Below are 13,488 nucleotides of genomic sequence, written 5' to 3' on the forward strand. Positions count from 1 at the left end.
CTCGCCACCGAGGGCGTCGCACCTCAGCGGCGACGCAGGACGACCACGGCGACGTCGTCCTGGATCTCGTCCGGGGCCAGTTCGACGAGCAGCCGTTCGCAGTACCGGTCGAGGTCGTCGTCGACCTGGGCGGCACACGCCGAGAGGGCGGCCAGCCCCTCGTCGATCGTCGCGTCCCGTCGTTCGATCAGGCCATCGGTGTAGAAGACCATCGTCGCCCCGGCCGGCAGCACGAACTCCAGGTCGGCGGGGCGGGGCGCACGCACCCCGAGCAGGGGCGCGGCATGCTGCACGTACTCCACCTTGCCGTCCTGGATGATCAACGGGGGTAGGTGGCCGGCGCTGGCCAGCCGGATGTGACCGGTGGTCGGCTCCAGCAGCAGCACACAGATCGTCGCCAGCTCGCTGGGCAGCAGCGTACGCATCAGCTCGTTGACCCGGTGCAGGATCTCGCCCGGCTGGTGCCCCTCCACCGCGTACGCCCGCAGCGCGTGCCGCAGCTCGGCCATGATGGTGGCGGCGTGCAGGGAGTGACCGGCCACGTCCCCGATGGCCAGCAACAGGTGACCGTCGAGCATCACCAACTCGTAGAAGTCGCCGCCCACCTCGGTCTGGGCGCTGGCCGGCTCGTAGCGTACGGCCAGGTCGAGGCCGCTGATCTGCGGGATCTGACGCGGCAGCAGGCTGCGTTGCAGCGTCACCGCGATCCGGTGTTCCTCGTCGAAGGAGCGTTGCGCCTCCACGGCGGAGGCAACCGCCTGGGCGAGCTGGACCAGCACCGGAGTGCGGGCGGTCTGCGTCGCGGTGGGCACCACGACGTAGAGCGGCGCGCGGTCCTCGCGCAGCCGGGCGGCGGCGACGGTGATCGTGTCGCCGGCCGGCCAGTCGACAAGCGACCAACCGTCCGGCTCCTGCACCCTGACGGTGGCGCCGGTCGGCACCCCGGTGTCGTCGACGACCCAGGTCACCACGCGGGGCTCGGCACCCGGCCCGGCGCAGACGCCGGCGAGGCAGTCCCCGTCGAAGGTCTCGGCGACCACCGCGGCGGGACTCTTGAAGATCTCCGCAGCGCCGGCCGCCGCCACCTGTAGCAGTCTGGTGAAGCTCGGCGCGGCGTGCACCGCGACGGTGGTGTCCGCCAGCCCGGTGAGCCGCTCGGCGAGCAGCTCGGCTCGCCGCCGGGCCTGGTAGTACCGCAACACCGACTGGGCGGTGGCGACCAGTTCCTCCGGCTCGATCGGCTCGGCCAGGTACGCGTCCGCCCCTCGGTTCAGGCCCTGGGCCCGGTCATACGTGTCGACCGCGTGCGCGGACACGTGGATCACCGGCAACGCCGGATGCGCCAGTTTGATCCGCTCGCACACTTCGAAGCCGCTCATGTCCGGCAACCGGACGTCGAGCACGACCAGGTCGATCGGGTCCACCCCGACCCGGCTCAGCGCCTCGCCACCCGTCTCCGCCTCCAGCACGGTGAAGCCGGCTCGGGTCAGCCAGTTCACCAGGAGGTAGCGCTTGGTCCGACTGTCGTCGACCACCAGCACTGTCGCTGCGCCGTCCACGTCACGCCCCGTCCGTGGGCAGCCAGACCGTGAAGGTGCTGCCGCGACCCGGTTCGCTGGTCAGCTCAAGAGTGCCACCGAGCAGATTCACCAGCCGCCGGGCGTACGGCAGGCCGAGGCCGGTGCCGCCGACCCGGGCCGGGCCGGGTGCCTGGTAGAACTCCTCGAACACCCGATCATGCAGCTCCGGTGGGATGCCCGGCCCGGTGTCGGAGACGGCCAGCTGCCAACGGTCACCGTGCCGTTCGGCCCGCAGCCGGACCTCACCCGAGGTGGTGAACTTCAGGCCGTTGTGCAGCAGGTTGCGTAACACCTGGGCAAGCAGCACCTCGTCGGTGCGTACCGTGGCCGGCGTGGCGGGCTCCTCCACCACCAGGTCGACTCCGTCAGCGGCAGGCAACGCCCGCAGCGTGCCGCGCAACTGGCCGAAGACGGCCCGCAGATCCACCTCGGTCAACTCCGGCTCGATCCGCCCCGACTCCGCCTTGGCCAGGTCGAGCAGCTCGTTGACCAACGTGAGCAGATCTGACGCCGAGGAACGGATCAACCCGACCTGGCGTTCCTGCTCGGTGGTCAGCGGGTCGGACGCGGAGTCGCCGAGCAGGCGGGCCAGCCCGATGATCGCAGTCACCGGTGCCCGTAGCTCATGGCTGACGTTCGCCAGGAAACGGCTCTTGGACTCGCTCGCCGCGCGCAGCTGGGCCGACTTCTCGTCCAGCTCCGCGTAGAGGGCCACCACACCCTGGTTGGTCGCCTCCAACTCGTCGGTGAGCTGCTGGTAGAGCGCCATCACGCCCTGGTTGGTCTGCTCCAGCTCCTCGTTGAGCCGAGCCAACTCGTCGCGCTGGTTGCGTACCTCGTCCAGGGCGTTGATCAGTTGGAGGTTCTGGGTGGCGAGTTCCTCCTCGGCGGTGCCCGGAGCGCTTTCGGCGAGTTGGGCGCGCAACTCCGCCAGGCGCTCGGGGGTGAGCGCCCGGGCGGTGGCCGGAACCCGTCGTGACATCCTGATGACCGTATCCCGCTCGACCGTCAACACGCTCAATGTGTCCACCAGGCGTGCCACCGCGCCCGACTCCGGCTCGTACCGCCCACCTGGCAGGGGTGCCACCGGGGTGAGATCGACCCGCAGGTGACCGCGCCCGTCCGGCGCGTCGGCAACGGCGAACACCACGTCGGCCCCGCCGACCGCCCGTAACAGGTCACGAGCGACCTCGCTCAAGGCGGTGGCGATCCGGACCTGGTCCTGATGCTCCAGGCCGACCGCTGCGGCGACCTCCCGGCCGCGCTGGCGGACCACGAAGATGTCCTGCTCCACCCGCAGTGTCATCTTCAGCAACGGCGTCGTGGTCATAACCAGGACCTCGCCACCAGCACCCCGGCGTCGTCGCGCCGGATGCCGGCGTCGCGCAGCAGGGTGGCGGCCACCACCAGGGGTGCCCGCCCGGCCAGCCCCGGGTAGTCGGCGAACCGCCACCGGTCGACCACGCCGTCGGTGTGCATGACCAGCAGGCTGCCCACTTCGAAGGGATAGTCGTACTGCCGGATCACCGGTCGTTGGTGCCCGGCGATGCCCGGCAGGGAGACCAGACCGCGACGGCGACCATCACCCGTGGCCACGACGCCGGTGATGTTGCCGAGCCCGGCGTAGCGCAGCACGCCGGCCGTCGGGTCCGGCTCGGCCACGGCGAGGGCCGCACCCCGGGTGTGCGACATCGACCGGTGCAGGTGACCGACCACCTCAGCCGGCGCCGCCGCCGGGGCGTCCCGAAAGGCGGCGAGCGCGGCGTCGGTGGCCGCCGCGGCCAGCGGCCCGTGCCCCAGACCGTCGCTGACCATCACCTGACGTCGATCGTCCACGATGCGGACCGCGTAGCCGTCCCCACTGACCGTCTCCCCGGTCAACGGTCGGGTCAGCCCGCCGACCCAGGACGTTGCGGTGTCCGGCGCGGCGAAGACCCGCACGGCGATGACCGTCCCCCGGCCCGGGCGCGAGTACGCGTCGAACCAGCTCGCCTGCCGCACGATCGCGCCCAGGCCGATGCCGAGGGTGCCGGCGGTGGAGTGCCCGTCACGGGCGGAGTCGGCGAGGTCGACCATGCCCGGACCGGTGTCGACCGCGATCATCTCCACGCCGGCGTCCAGCTCGCGGCGTACCGGGCGGAGCAGCAGCAACCCGTCGTCGGCGTGCTTGATGAGGTTGCTGGTCAGCTCGGCAGCGACGATGGCCAGGTCGGCGATCCGCCCAGCGGGCAGGCCCAACTGGCTGCCCAGCCGCTCGGCGGCCCGCCGCACGGCGCTGCCGGCGCTGCCGTTCTCCACCCGGAACCAGGTGCCCCGGTCGGTGACCGGTTCGACGGTCACCGGGACCACTTGGTGATCGTGATCCGGGTGCCCTGACCGGGCGCGGTCTGCACGTCGAACTCGTCGACCAGCCGGCGGGCGCCGCTCAGGCCGAGGCCGAGGCCACCACCGGTGGTGTAGCCGTCGGTCAGCGCGAGATCCAGGTCGGCGATGCCGGGACCGGAGTCGGCGAAGACGATCCTGATGCCGGGTCGCCGGCCGTTGTCGATGGCGGTCACCTCGACCGTCCCGCCGCCGCCGTAGACGAGCGTGTTGCGGGCGAGTTCACTGGCCGCGGTGACCACCTTCGTCTGGTCGACCAGGGAGAGCCGGACCGCCACGGCCACGGTACGCACCAGCTGGCGGACGCGTACGACGTCCTCGTCGCTGCCGACCGACTGCGTCTGGGGGCGGCCCAGGTCGACCCCGCTGGTCACGGTGACGCCGTCGGCTCTGGGACGGGTTCGTCGTCCGGGTCGTCGTGGTCGTCGTCAGCCCGGTCGATCGCGATCAGTTCCATTCCCCGCTCGACGTTGAGTGCGGTACGGATGCCGTTGAGTGACAGCCCCAGTTCGACCAGGGTGATGGCGACGGCCGGGCGCATCCCCACGACCACCGTCTCCGCGTCGAGCACCCGCGAGATCGAGGCGATGGTGGAGAGCATCCGACCGACAAAGGAATCGACGATGTCCAGTGCGGTGATGTCGATGATCACCCCGTGGCAGCCGGTCGCGACGATCCGCTCGGCCAGGTCTTCCTGAAGTGCGACCGCCGTCTGGTCGGACATGTCCACCTGGATGGAGACCAGCAGGATGTCGCCGATCTTGAGGATCGGCACCCGCTCCATCACGCCTCCCGACGCGACTGGCGGCGGGAGGCGTCGACCCCGGTGAGCCGCAGCACGTGCCGCAGCGCGTCGGCGAGACTCGCCTTAGTGGCGATGTCGCCGAACTCGATGCCGAGCGCGACGATGGTCTGCGCGATCTGTGGCCGGATGCCGGAGATGATGCAGTCGGCGCCCATCAGCCGGGCGGCCACCACGGTCTTCAGGATGTGCTGGGCCACCTGCGTGTCCACCGCCGGCACGCCGGTGATGTCGATGATCGCGTACGGCGAGCCGGTGTCGACCAGGGTCTGCAACAGCCGTTCCATCACCACCTGGGCGCGGGCCGAGTCGAGCGTGCCGACCAGCGGCACCGCCACCACGCCCTCCCAGAGCTTGACGACCGGCGTGGACAGCTCCAGCAGTTGCTCGGCCTGGTCGGCGATCAGGCTCTCCCGGGTGCGGACGAAGGTCTCGAAGGTGAACAGACCCATCTGGTCGACCAACGCGGAGAAGGCGACGTAGTCACGCAGCGTCGCCACGCTCTGCTCGGCCTCCAGCAGGGTGAGCAGCGCCTCCTTGAGGGCGAACACGCCGGTGGCGGTCTCGGTGGCGGAGAAGCCCTGCCGGGCCTGCCCACGGGAGAATTCGGCGAGCACGGCCCGCAGCTCCGTGGCGTCCTCGGCGTTCAGATCGACCGCGCCCTTGCTCAGGGCATCGACCAGGGCGCGGTGCAACTCCTGCACCTGCCGGACCAGTTCGGCCTGGCTGAGCCGGCCCCGCAACTGCCCGGCGATGATCTCAGTCCACCGCTGGGTGATCTCGTCAGCGCGGCTGGTCAGCAGCTCACCCAACCGACCGCTCTCGTCAGCGCTGAGCGCCATGGCAATACCCCCTAGACCTGGACCGGCCGGACTCTATCACCGGGGCCCGACGAACTACTTGTCGCAGAGCAACGGAATGACAGTGGCCACCTGATCCTGCTCCCGTTCTGCGTATCGCGGTCCGGGTGGGATACCGTTCCACCGATAAACAGGAGGTCTGGCGAATGTCCTTGACGGTGCACACGGAACAGCGCGGTGACGTGGTCGTCGTGTCGGTCGCTGGCGAGCTGGACATGGCCACCGCACCGCAGTTGCAGGACCAGATCACCGACCTGCTCGACAAGGGGCGCAGTCGCCTCGTGTTCGACCTGTCGGACGTCTCGTTCTGCGACTCTACCGGTCTGTCGGTGTTCGTCCGCGCGAAGAACAGCTGCGACGAGGCCGGCGGAGTGGTCCGACTCGCCGCGCCACAACGCGGCGTACTGCGGATCCTGGAGGTGAGTGGCCTGGTCGAGGTACTGCACACGTATCCCACTGTCGAGCAGGCGGTCGCCGGCGATCCGACGCCGGCCTCCTCCTGACCCCGGCGGCTCAGCGCTCGTCCTCGATGTAGCGGGGACGAGCGATCAGCACGCCCGCGCAGGTCTGCACCGCCAGAGCGACCAGCAGGAAGCCGATCGGCGCCAACCATCCCCCGGTCGTCTCGTGGAGGATCCCGACCAGCAGCGGACCCGACGCCGCGATGACGTAGCCGGTGCTCTGCGCGAAGGCCGACAGCGCGACCGTGCCGTCGGCGGTGCGGGCCCGCAGCCCGATGGTGGCCAGGATCAGCGGAAACGCGCCCTGTCCGAACGCCAGCAGCAGCACCCACACCAGTGCCCCGCTGCGCGGCGCGAACGCCAGCCCCAGGTACGCCAGGCTGGAGGCAGTGGTCAGCGCGAAGACCAACGGCCGCAGGCTGCCCAGCCGGCCGGCCAGCGTCGGCATCAGCAGCGCGATCGGCACCCCGAGCGCGGTCACTCCGGCAAGCAGTAGCCCGGCGTCCTGCGGGCGGAAACCCGCGTCCCGGAACATCTGGGCCAACCAGCCCATGATCGCGTACCCGCTCAGCGACTGCGCCCCGAAGTAGACCGCCATCGCCCAGCCGAGCCGGGTACGTCCCGGCCGCACACCCGAGCGGAGGGCGGTGCCACTCCGTCGTGCGGCGGCCCGGCCGCGCAGCGCCGCCGGCAGCCATGGGAGTACGGCCACCGCCGCCAGCCCGGCCCAGACGCCCAGTCCGGCCCGCCAACTGCCAAAAGCGTGCGCCACCGGCACCGCGGAGGCGGCGGCCACCGTCGTGCCCACGGTCAGCGCCATCGTGTACGCCCCGGTGACCAGCCCGGTGCGATGCGGGAAGTGCTGCTTGACCAGCATCGGCAGCAGGATGTTCGCCACCGCGATGCCGGACAGCGCGAGCGCGCTGGTGAACAGGAACACCACGGCGGAACCGGTGACCGCCCGCAGGACCTGCCCGACGGTGAGGGCCAGCATCGCCAGCACCAGCAGCCTGGCCGGGGAGAACCGGCGGACCAGCCACGGGGTGGCCGCCCCGAGCCCGGCGAACGCGATGGTGGGCAGGGTGGTGACGAAGCCGGCCATCGTCCCGGAGAGAGCCAGGCCGACGCGTACCTCGTCGAGCAGCGCACCGAGGCTGGTGACGGCGGCCCGCAGGTTGAGCGCCACCAGCAGCATCCCGGCCAACACCAGCCATCCCGCGTGGGCGCGGGACGCGGTCGAAACCGCGCCGCCGGCCGGGCTGACCGCGCCCGGGGACCCCTCATCCGCTACAACCTCGACGGTCGGGACGCCCTGACCGGTGACCGCACCCGTCGAGACGGCCCGGCGGGTGACCGCGTCCGTCGGGACGGCCCGGCGGGTGATCTCGTCCGTCGGGACGGCCTGGCGGGTGATCTCGTCCGTCGGGACGGCGGGGACGGCAGGGGGTGACGGGGGCATGACCTCGAACCTACAATCATGGGATGAATTCCGGCGAGAGGTTGTAACCAGTGCCACCCGCAGTCGATTCCACCCCGGTTCCGCCGCGCGGACGGCGGGTCCGGGAGACGATCGCCCAGCTCCGGCAGCGAATCATGGACGGCGAGTGGCCGGTGGGCGGCCGGATCCCGACCGAGCCGCAACTGGTCGAGACGCTCGGCGTGGGACGCAACACGGTGCGCGAGGCGGTCCGCGCCCTGGCCCACGCCGGGGTGCTGGAATGCCGCCAGGGCTCCGGCACCTACGTGCTCTCCACCGACGAACTCGCCCCGGTGGTGGCCCGCCGACTCACCGACGACCGGATGACCGAGGTGATCGAGGTACGCCGCGCCTTCGAGGTGGAGGCCGCGCGGCTCGCCGCGCGGCGGCGTACCCCCGAGGACCTGGCCACCCTCGACGACGCGCTCGCCGCCCGGGAGGCGGCCTGGCGCGTCGGCCGCGTCGCCGACTTCGTGGCGGCCGACGCCGCGCTGCACACCGCCGTGGTCGCGGCGGCGCACAACACCATGCTCGCCGACCTGTACGCCTCGATCGGCACCGCGATGCGCGGCACGCTCACCCAGGCCATGGGCGACGCGCTGACGCCGGAGCGGCACGTCGACCATGCCCGGCTGGTGGCGGCGATCAGGGCCGGCGATTCGGAGCTGGCCGCCCGGGAAGCTGGCGCTTTTCTGGAGCCCTCGCCCGGGGCATAGGTTGTCCCCGACAAAAACGGGACACCTCGGGAGTATGGATGATCAAGGGATTCAAAGACTTCATCATGCGCGGCAACGTCGTCGACCTCGCGGTCGGCGTCGTCATCGGTGCCGCCTTCACCGGCGTGGTCACCCAACTGACCAAGTCTTTCCTGGATCCACTGATCCGGGTCTTCGTGCTGCTCATCACCGGCAGCGACAAGGGCATCGCCGGCACCGCGCCCAAGTTCCGGGGCATCGCCTTCGACTGGATCGCCTTCGTCAACGCGACGATCACGTTCCTGCTCACCGCCGCGGCGCTGTACTTCCTGGTGGTGTTTCCGATGAACCGGCTGGCCGAGCGTCGTCAGCGGGGCGAGGAGCCGCCGCCGGCCGCGCCGAGCGAGGAGATCAAGCTGCTCACCGAGATCCGGGACGCCCTGGTCGCCGCCGGCCGGACCACCCCGGCTCAGCAGCGCGGCGCCCTGGACGACGTGCTCGGCCGCCGGGACGAACCGCCCGCCGCGCGCTGAATCCGGCAAGTGCACACCGGCTCCTGCGGGAATCCCGCAGGGGCCGACTTGTGTCGAACAGATGTTCGATAGAGTCCCGCCATGGAGCAGCGAAAGCACTGGTGGAACGGGAAATGGGGGCGGCTGGCCCGGCGGGACGTCTTCCTCCGGGCGGATGCCGACCGATGGTTCGTCGAGCAGCGCGCCGGCGGCGCCGAGGGCGTCTCCCGGTTCTACGAGTACGACACCGTCGACGCGGCCGAGGACACCATCCGCGCACTGCTCCAAGGCACCGACACCTGGCGCGAACTAACCCCCCGCCCCGGCCCGCGTTGATCAAGAAGTTTTGGTCGGAGTTCGCGGCCTTCCCGACCAAAACTTCTTGATCAACAGGGTGCTGGGGCCCGAGGGGTGGGGGGTGGGGTGGGTTTAGGGGGAGGGGAGGGCGGGAACCGCGCGGGGATGGAGCAGCAGGGCATCGATCAACGGACCACCCTCTCGCGGGTCACCACCGGCATGCGGGTGATCGACTCGGCCGGCGTCGACGTGGGCACCGTGGACCTCGTCCAACGCGGCGACCCGAACGCGGTGACCGTGCAGGCACCGACCACCGACCCCGGCAGCAGCCTGGACGAACTGATCGAATCCGCGACCGTGGAGGAGCCGGACGTGCCGGCGGACCTCGCCGCCCGACTGCTGCGTACCGGCTACCTGAAGGTCTCCACCGACCTGGTGCCCACCGGTGCCGTCTACGTCCTCGCCGACCAGATCTCCACAGTCACCCCCACCGAGGTAACCCTAAATACCCCCGCCACCACCCTCCCCCCAGAGGAGTAACCCCCACCCACACCCCGGACCCGCTCTGTCGATCATGAAGTTATTGCCGCGGGTACGCGCTTGCCGGGGCAACAACTTCATGATCGACGCTCTGGGGCTGGGCGGGTCGTTGGCGGACCGCCCAGAGGGCCACCTCGGTACGGGAGGCGGTGCCGGTCTTACGGAGCAGGTTGGAGACGTGCACGGTGACCGTGCGTACCGAGATGCCCAGGGCGCGGGCCACCTGCTTGTTGGACATCCCGGCGACCAGGCAGTCGAGCACCTCCGCCTCCCGACCGGTCAGGCAGACCCGGGACGGGGCCTCGGGCACGGCCCGGCGGGACGTCGGCACCCCCGCCGGACTCGACTCGGGCGCGAGACGCGAGCCCGACGGGGGTGCCGCCGGTGCCAGCAGGGCGTCGGGATCCTGCCCGGCGTGCGCGGCGAGCAGTTCGGTGAGCGCGTACGGGTTGCCGTCGGTGCGCCGCCAGACCTCCTGCACCAACTCGGGTCGGGGGTCCGCGTACACCTGGGACAGCACCTCGGCGACCTCGGCCGGACGCAGCGGGCCGAGGTGCTGGCGTACCACTCCGCGTACCCCACACAGGCGCGCCAGGGTGCGGCCGGCGAGTTCCGGTGAGACCGCGCGCGCGGCGGGCCTGGTCGCCACCACCAGCAGGGCCGGCAGCCCATCGGCGGTGGCCAGTTCGCCGACCAGGTTGAGGCTGGCCGGGTCGAGGGCGTGCAGGTCCTCCACCACCAGCACCGCCGGACCGGCACCGACCAGCACCCGGACGGTACGCACGGCCAGCCGGAGCAGGGTGCCGGGGGCGTAGCGCTCGCGTGGCGCGGTGGGCTGCTGGGCGAGCCAGGCCAGCGCGTCGGCCGGCAGGTTGAGCCGGGTGGTGTCCCGTCCGCTCAGTACCGCCGCCAACCAGTCGTACGGCGCGGGACTGTGCACCCGGGCGGCACCGCTGAGCACCACCTCCGGTCGCGGGGTGAAGGCGTCCAGCGCGGCGGCGACCAGCAGACTCTTGCCCACGCCCGGCCCCCCGGTGACGACCGCGACGGCCGGGGAGCGGCGGCGGCCCAGGACCACGCTCGACCAGGCCCGGTCCAGCTCAGCCAGCTCACCGGCACGCCCAACCATGGACACCGGCAACATTCCTCAACCCTACGCAGTAGTGCGTAGAGACGCGGGAAGGGTCTTCTTGGCAAGCTTGTCCCATGACGCTGATCCTCCGCTCGGCCATCCTCAACGACATCGGTCTGGTCCGGACCAACAACGAGGACTCCGCCCTCGCCGGCGAGCGCCTCGTCGCGGTGGCCGACGGCATGGGTGGACTGCCCGCCGGCGAGGTGGCCAGTGAGATCGTCATCCGGATCCTCGACGAGTTGGTTCCGCCGACCGCACCGGACGCCGCCGCCGAGGCGCTGCGCGCCGTGGTGAGCACCGCCAACCAGCGCATCCACGCCGCGATCGCCGCCGACCCGGCCCGCGACGGCATGGGTACGACGCTGACCGCGGCCCTGCTGGCCGGGGAAACGCTGGTGCTGGCGCAGGTCGGCGACTCCCGCTGCTACCTGCTCCGCGACGGCCAACTGCGCCAGCTGACCCGGGACGACACGTTCGTGCAGGCGCTTGTCGACCAGGGCGCCCTCTCCCCCGACCAGGCCCGCCACCACCCGCAGCGCTCGCTGGTGACCCGGGCGGTGCAGGGTGCCGACGCGCCACCGACGATGGGCGCGGTGATCCTGGCCGCCGGTGACCGGCTGCTGCTGTGCAGCGACGGGCTCTCCGACTACGTGGCCGACGACGCGATCGCCGCCACGCTGGGCATGCACGCCGACCGCCACCAGTGCGGCGAGCAGTTGGTGAAACTCGCCCACCAGGCCGGTGCGCCGGACAACGTCACCGTGGTGATCTCCGATGTCGTGACCGGTTGAGGTACGCCGGCACCGGTCGGTTGGACCGCCGTACCGCACTAGGTAGTTGTGCCATCTAGGTAGCGGCACTAGGGTTCGGCGGGTGGATTCCGACCGTCGGGGGCAATGGCTGCGCGGGGTGCTCGATCTCTGCGTGCTCGCCCTGCTGCGCGACGGCGAGTCCTACGGCTATCAGCTCGCCCAGTCGCTCGACGCCGCGGGCGTCGGACCGATCCAGGGCGGCACGCTCTACCCGGTGCTGCTGCGGCTGCAACGCACCGGGCTGGTCACCGCGCGGTGGCGGGAGGGCGATTCCGGTCCCGCCCGCAAGTACTACCAACTCACCGACGACGGGCGAGCGGCGCTGCGGCACGGCGGCAACGCCTGGTTGGCGTTCGTGGCCCCGGTGACCGGCATCGTCACGAAGGGGGTCGACGGGTGAACGCCGACGACTGGCTGCGCGCATTCGCGGCCGAGCTGTACCAGCGCCGGGTGGGCGGCGACGCCGCCCGGCACGTGGTCGCCGAGGCGGCCACCCACCTGCGCGAAGGCGGCGGTGATCCGTGGCTGGTCTTCGGCTCGCCGCAGGCGTACGCGGCCGCCATCGTGGAGAGCATCGGCACCACGCCCGGCCCGCGTCCGGGCCCCGTCCGGCTGCACGCCCGGGGCATCACCAAGCGGTACGGCCGGCAGGTGGTGCTCCGCGACGCGTCGCTGACCGTACGGGCCGGGCAGATCGCCGCCGTGGTCGGCGCGAACGGCTGCGGCAAGAGCACCTTCCTGCGGATCTGCGCCGGCCTGGTCTCGCCGGACGCCGGGGAGGTGACCGTCTCGGGCCGGCTGGGCTACTGCCCGCAGCAGGGCGGCACCGCCGACTTCCTGCTGCCCGACGAGCACTTCGTGCTGGTGGGTGCCGGTCAGGGTGTGCCACGGGGGCCGGCCCGGCGGGCCGGCCGGGCGGCGGCCCGGCAGCTCGGCTGGGACGCCGAGAACGCCGTGCTCGCCCGCCACCTCTCCGGCGGTACGCGGCAGAAGCTGAACCTCACCATGTCCACCCTGGCGCAGCCGGACGTGCTGTTGCTCGACGAGCCGTACCAGGGCTTCGACCAGGGTAGCTACGTCAACCTCTGGGACCAGCTGACCCGGCTACGCGACGAGGGGCGGGCCATCGTCGTGGTGACCCACCTGCTCAACCAACTCGACCGGGTCGACGTGGTGCTCGACCTGACCCCCGCTCACCAGGGAGGCCGATCGTGAACCGGCTGGTCACCGTGGCCGAGATGACGCTGCGGGAGCTGGCGCGCCGCCGGGGCGTACTCCTGCTCCTGCTGTTGATGCCGTTGACCTTCTGGCTGATCCGGCGTGACTCCTACGTCGGGCAGTCGGTGCGCGCACTGCTGCTCGGCATCAGCTGGGCGGTCAGCACCGCGGCCCTCTTCGCCACCAGCGCGGCCCGCGAACTGGAGCCCCGGCTCCGGCTCACCGGCTACCGGCCGCACCACCTCTACCTCGGTCGGATGCTCGGCCTGTGGGGGCTCGGATTGGCGATCTCGGTGCCGTTCTTCCTGCTCACCGTCGTCGACGCGACCAACCTGCGGTACGGCGGGATCGCCGTGGCGATGCTCTGCTGCGTGGCCGTGGCCGCGCCGTTCGGCATGTTGATCGGTGCCCTGCTGCCCCGCGAGTTGGAGGGCACGCTGCTGCTGCTCACCGTGGTGGCGATGCAGATGCTGCTCGACCCGGCCGACGCGGGGGCGAAGCTGACGCCGTTCTGGTCCAGCCGGGAGATCGCCACCTGGGCGGTGGACCACACCGACGACGGTTACCTGACCCGCGGTTCTCTGCACGGGCTGGTGGTCACGGTGCTGCTGATCGTGACGGTGGCCGGCGTCTTCGCCGTCCGGCTGCGCCGGCGGCGGCACCTGCACCACGTGCCGATCGCCTGATCCGTCCGGCCCACGGCGGGGCTCGGCTTCA

Annotated in this window: 17 protein-coding genes; 9 read left to right on the forward strand and 8 right to left on the reverse strand. The window is 71.5% G+C overall.

Annotated features, from left to right (window positions below):
* Positions 1–23: 23 nt before the first annotated feature.
* From KBX50_RS20600 to KBX50_RS20625, 6 genes are read right to left on the reverse strand one after another with little or no spacing between them, the layout of a single operon-like run.
* A complete protein-coding gene (locus KBX50_RS20600; RefSeq protein ID WP_210938955.1) occupies positions 24–1,559 on the reverse strand; it encodes a SpoIIE family protein phosphatase in 1,536 nt (511 codons plus the stop codon).
* A 1-nt stretch (position 1,560) separates the two neighbouring features.
* Positions 1,561–2,910, reverse strand: coding sequence for a sensor histidine kinase (locus KBX50_RS20605; RefSeq protein WP_247674106.1), 1,350 nt, complete (start codon positions 2,908–2,910; stop codon positions 1,561–1,563).
* A complete protein-coding gene (locus KBX50_RS20610) occupies positions 2,907–3,929 on the reverse strand; it encodes a SpoIIE family protein phosphatase (protein ID WP_374224683.1) in 1,023 nt (340 codons plus the stop codon). The genes KBX50_RS20605 and KBX50_RS20610 overlap by 4 nt, the downstream gene beginning before the upstream one ends.
* Positions 3,917–4,336 carry an ATP-binding protein gene (locus KBX50_RS20615; protein ID WP_164446578.1) on the reverse strand — a complete coding sequence of 140 codons (420 nt, stop codon included), beginning with the start codon at positions 4,334–4,336 and terminating at the stop codon, positions 3,917–3,919. The genes KBX50_RS20610 and KBX50_RS20615 overlap by 13 nt, the downstream gene beginning before the upstream one ends.
* On the reverse strand, positions 4,333–4,746 hold the full coding sequence (locus KBX50_RS20620) for an STAS domain-containing protein (RefSeq protein WP_210938958.1): 414 nt from the start codon (positions 4,744–4,746) through the stop codon (positions 4,333–4,335). The genes KBX50_RS20615 and KBX50_RS20620 overlap by 4 nt, the downstream gene beginning before the upstream one ends.
* Positions 4,746–5,606, reverse strand: a complete 861-nt coding sequence (locus KBX50_RS20625) for an STAS domain-containing protein (RefSeq protein WP_210938960.1) — start codon at positions 5,604–5,606, stop codon at positions 4,746–4,748. Before KBX50_RS20625 ends, KBX50_RS20620 begins: the two co-directional genes overlap by 1 nt.
* A gap of 164 nt (positions 5,607–5,770) precedes the next feature.
* Between KBX50_RS20625 and KBX50_RS20630 the strand changes: the two genes are divergently transcribed.
* On the forward strand, positions 5,771–6,127 hold the full coding sequence (locus KBX50_RS20630) for an STAS domain-containing protein (RefSeq protein WP_093403921.1): 357 nt from the start codon (positions 5,771–5,773) through the stop codon (positions 6,125–6,127).
* 10 nt (positions 6,128–6,137) lie between these two features.
* Here the strand turns inward: KBX50_RS20630 and KBX50_RS20635 are convergent, their stop codons facing one another.
* On the reverse strand, positions 6,138–7,544 hold the full coding sequence (locus KBX50_RS20635) for an MFS transporter (protein WP_247674107.1): 1,407 nt from the start codon (positions 7,542–7,544) through the stop codon (positions 6,138–6,140).
* 50 nt (positions 7,545–7,594) lie between these two features.
* Between KBX50_RS20635 and KBX50_RS20640 the strand changes: the two genes are divergently transcribed.
* The 4 genes from KBX50_RS20640 (at position 7,595) to KBX50_RS20655 (ending at position 9,606) form a co-directional block, all read left to right on the forward strand.
* Positions 7,595–8,278: a FadR/GntR family transcriptional regulator gene (locus tag KBX50_RS20640; RefSeq protein WP_210938962.1), complete on the forward strand. Its 684-nt coding sequence runs from the start codon at positions 7,595–7,597 to the stop codon at positions 8,276–8,278.
* 38 nt (positions 8,279–8,316) lie between these two features.
* On the forward strand, positions 8,317–8,790 hold the full coding sequence (gene mscL, locus KBX50_RS20645) for a large conductance mechanosensitive channel protein MscL (RefSeq protein WP_210938964.1): 474 nt from the start codon (positions 8,317–8,319) through the stop codon (positions 8,788–8,790).
* A gap of 81 nt (positions 8,791–8,871) precedes the next feature.
* Positions 8,872–9,105, forward strand: a complete 234-nt coding sequence (locus KBX50_RS20650) for a hypothetical protein (RefSeq protein ID WP_210938966.1) — start codon at positions 8,872–8,874, stop codon at positions 9,103–9,105.
* A 141-nt stretch (positions 9,106–9,246) separates the two neighbouring features.
* Positions 9,247–9,606: a hypothetical protein gene (locus tag KBX50_RS20655; RefSeq protein ID WP_210939103.1), complete on the forward strand. Its 360-nt coding sequence runs from the start codon at positions 9,247–9,249 to the stop codon at positions 9,604–9,606.
* A gap of 40 nt (positions 9,607–9,646) precedes the next feature.
* On the opposite strand, the gene KBX50_RS20660 is transcribed toward KBX50_RS20655, so the two are convergent.
* Complete coding sequence (locus KBX50_RS20660; protein WP_247674117.1) at positions 9,647–10,735, reverse strand: LuxR C-terminal-related transcriptional regulator; 1,089 nt, start codon at positions 10,733–10,735, stop codon at positions 9,647–9,649.
* Positions 10,736–10,812: 77 nt separating this feature from the next.
* On the opposite strand from KBX50_RS20660, the gene KBX50_RS20665 reads away from it, so the two are divergent.
* The 4 genes from KBX50_RS20665 (at position 10,813) to KBX50_RS20680 (ending at position 13,457) form a co-directional block, all read left to right on the forward strand.
* Positions 10,813–11,532 (forward strand): PP2C family serine/threonine-protein phosphatase, encoded by a 720-nt coding sequence (locus tag KBX50_RS20665; protein ID WP_210938969.1) that lies wholly within the window; start codon positions 10,813–10,815, stop codon positions 11,530–11,532.
* An 82-nt stretch (positions 11,533–11,614) separates the two neighbouring features.
* Positions 11,615–11,953, forward strand: coding sequence for a PadR family transcriptional regulator (locus KBX50_RS20670; RefSeq protein WP_093403911.1), 339 nt, complete (start codon positions 11,615–11,617; stop codon positions 11,951–11,953).
* On the forward strand, positions 11,950–12,768 hold the full coding sequence (locus KBX50_RS20675; RefSeq protein WP_210938972.1) for an ATP-binding cassette domain-containing protein: 819 nt from the start codon (positions 11,950–11,952) through the stop codon (positions 12,766–12,768). Before KBX50_RS20670 ends, KBX50_RS20675 begins: the two co-directional genes overlap by 4 nt.
* Positions 12,765–13,457 carry an ABC transporter permease gene (locus KBX50_RS20680; RefSeq protein ID WP_210938974.1) on the forward strand — a complete coding sequence of 231 codons (693 nt, stop codon included), beginning with the start codon at positions 12,765–12,767 and terminating at the stop codon, positions 13,455–13,457. The genes KBX50_RS20675 and KBX50_RS20680 overlap by 4 nt, the downstream gene beginning before the upstream one ends.
* Positions 13,458–13,488 lie beyond the last annotated feature (31 nt).

Origin of the sequence: Micromonospora sp. C51 (genome assembly GCF_018070435.1) — a bacterium.
Lineage (GTDB): Bacteria > Actinomycetota > Actinomycetes > Mycobacteriales > Micromonosporaceae > Micromonospora > Micromonospora sediminimaris.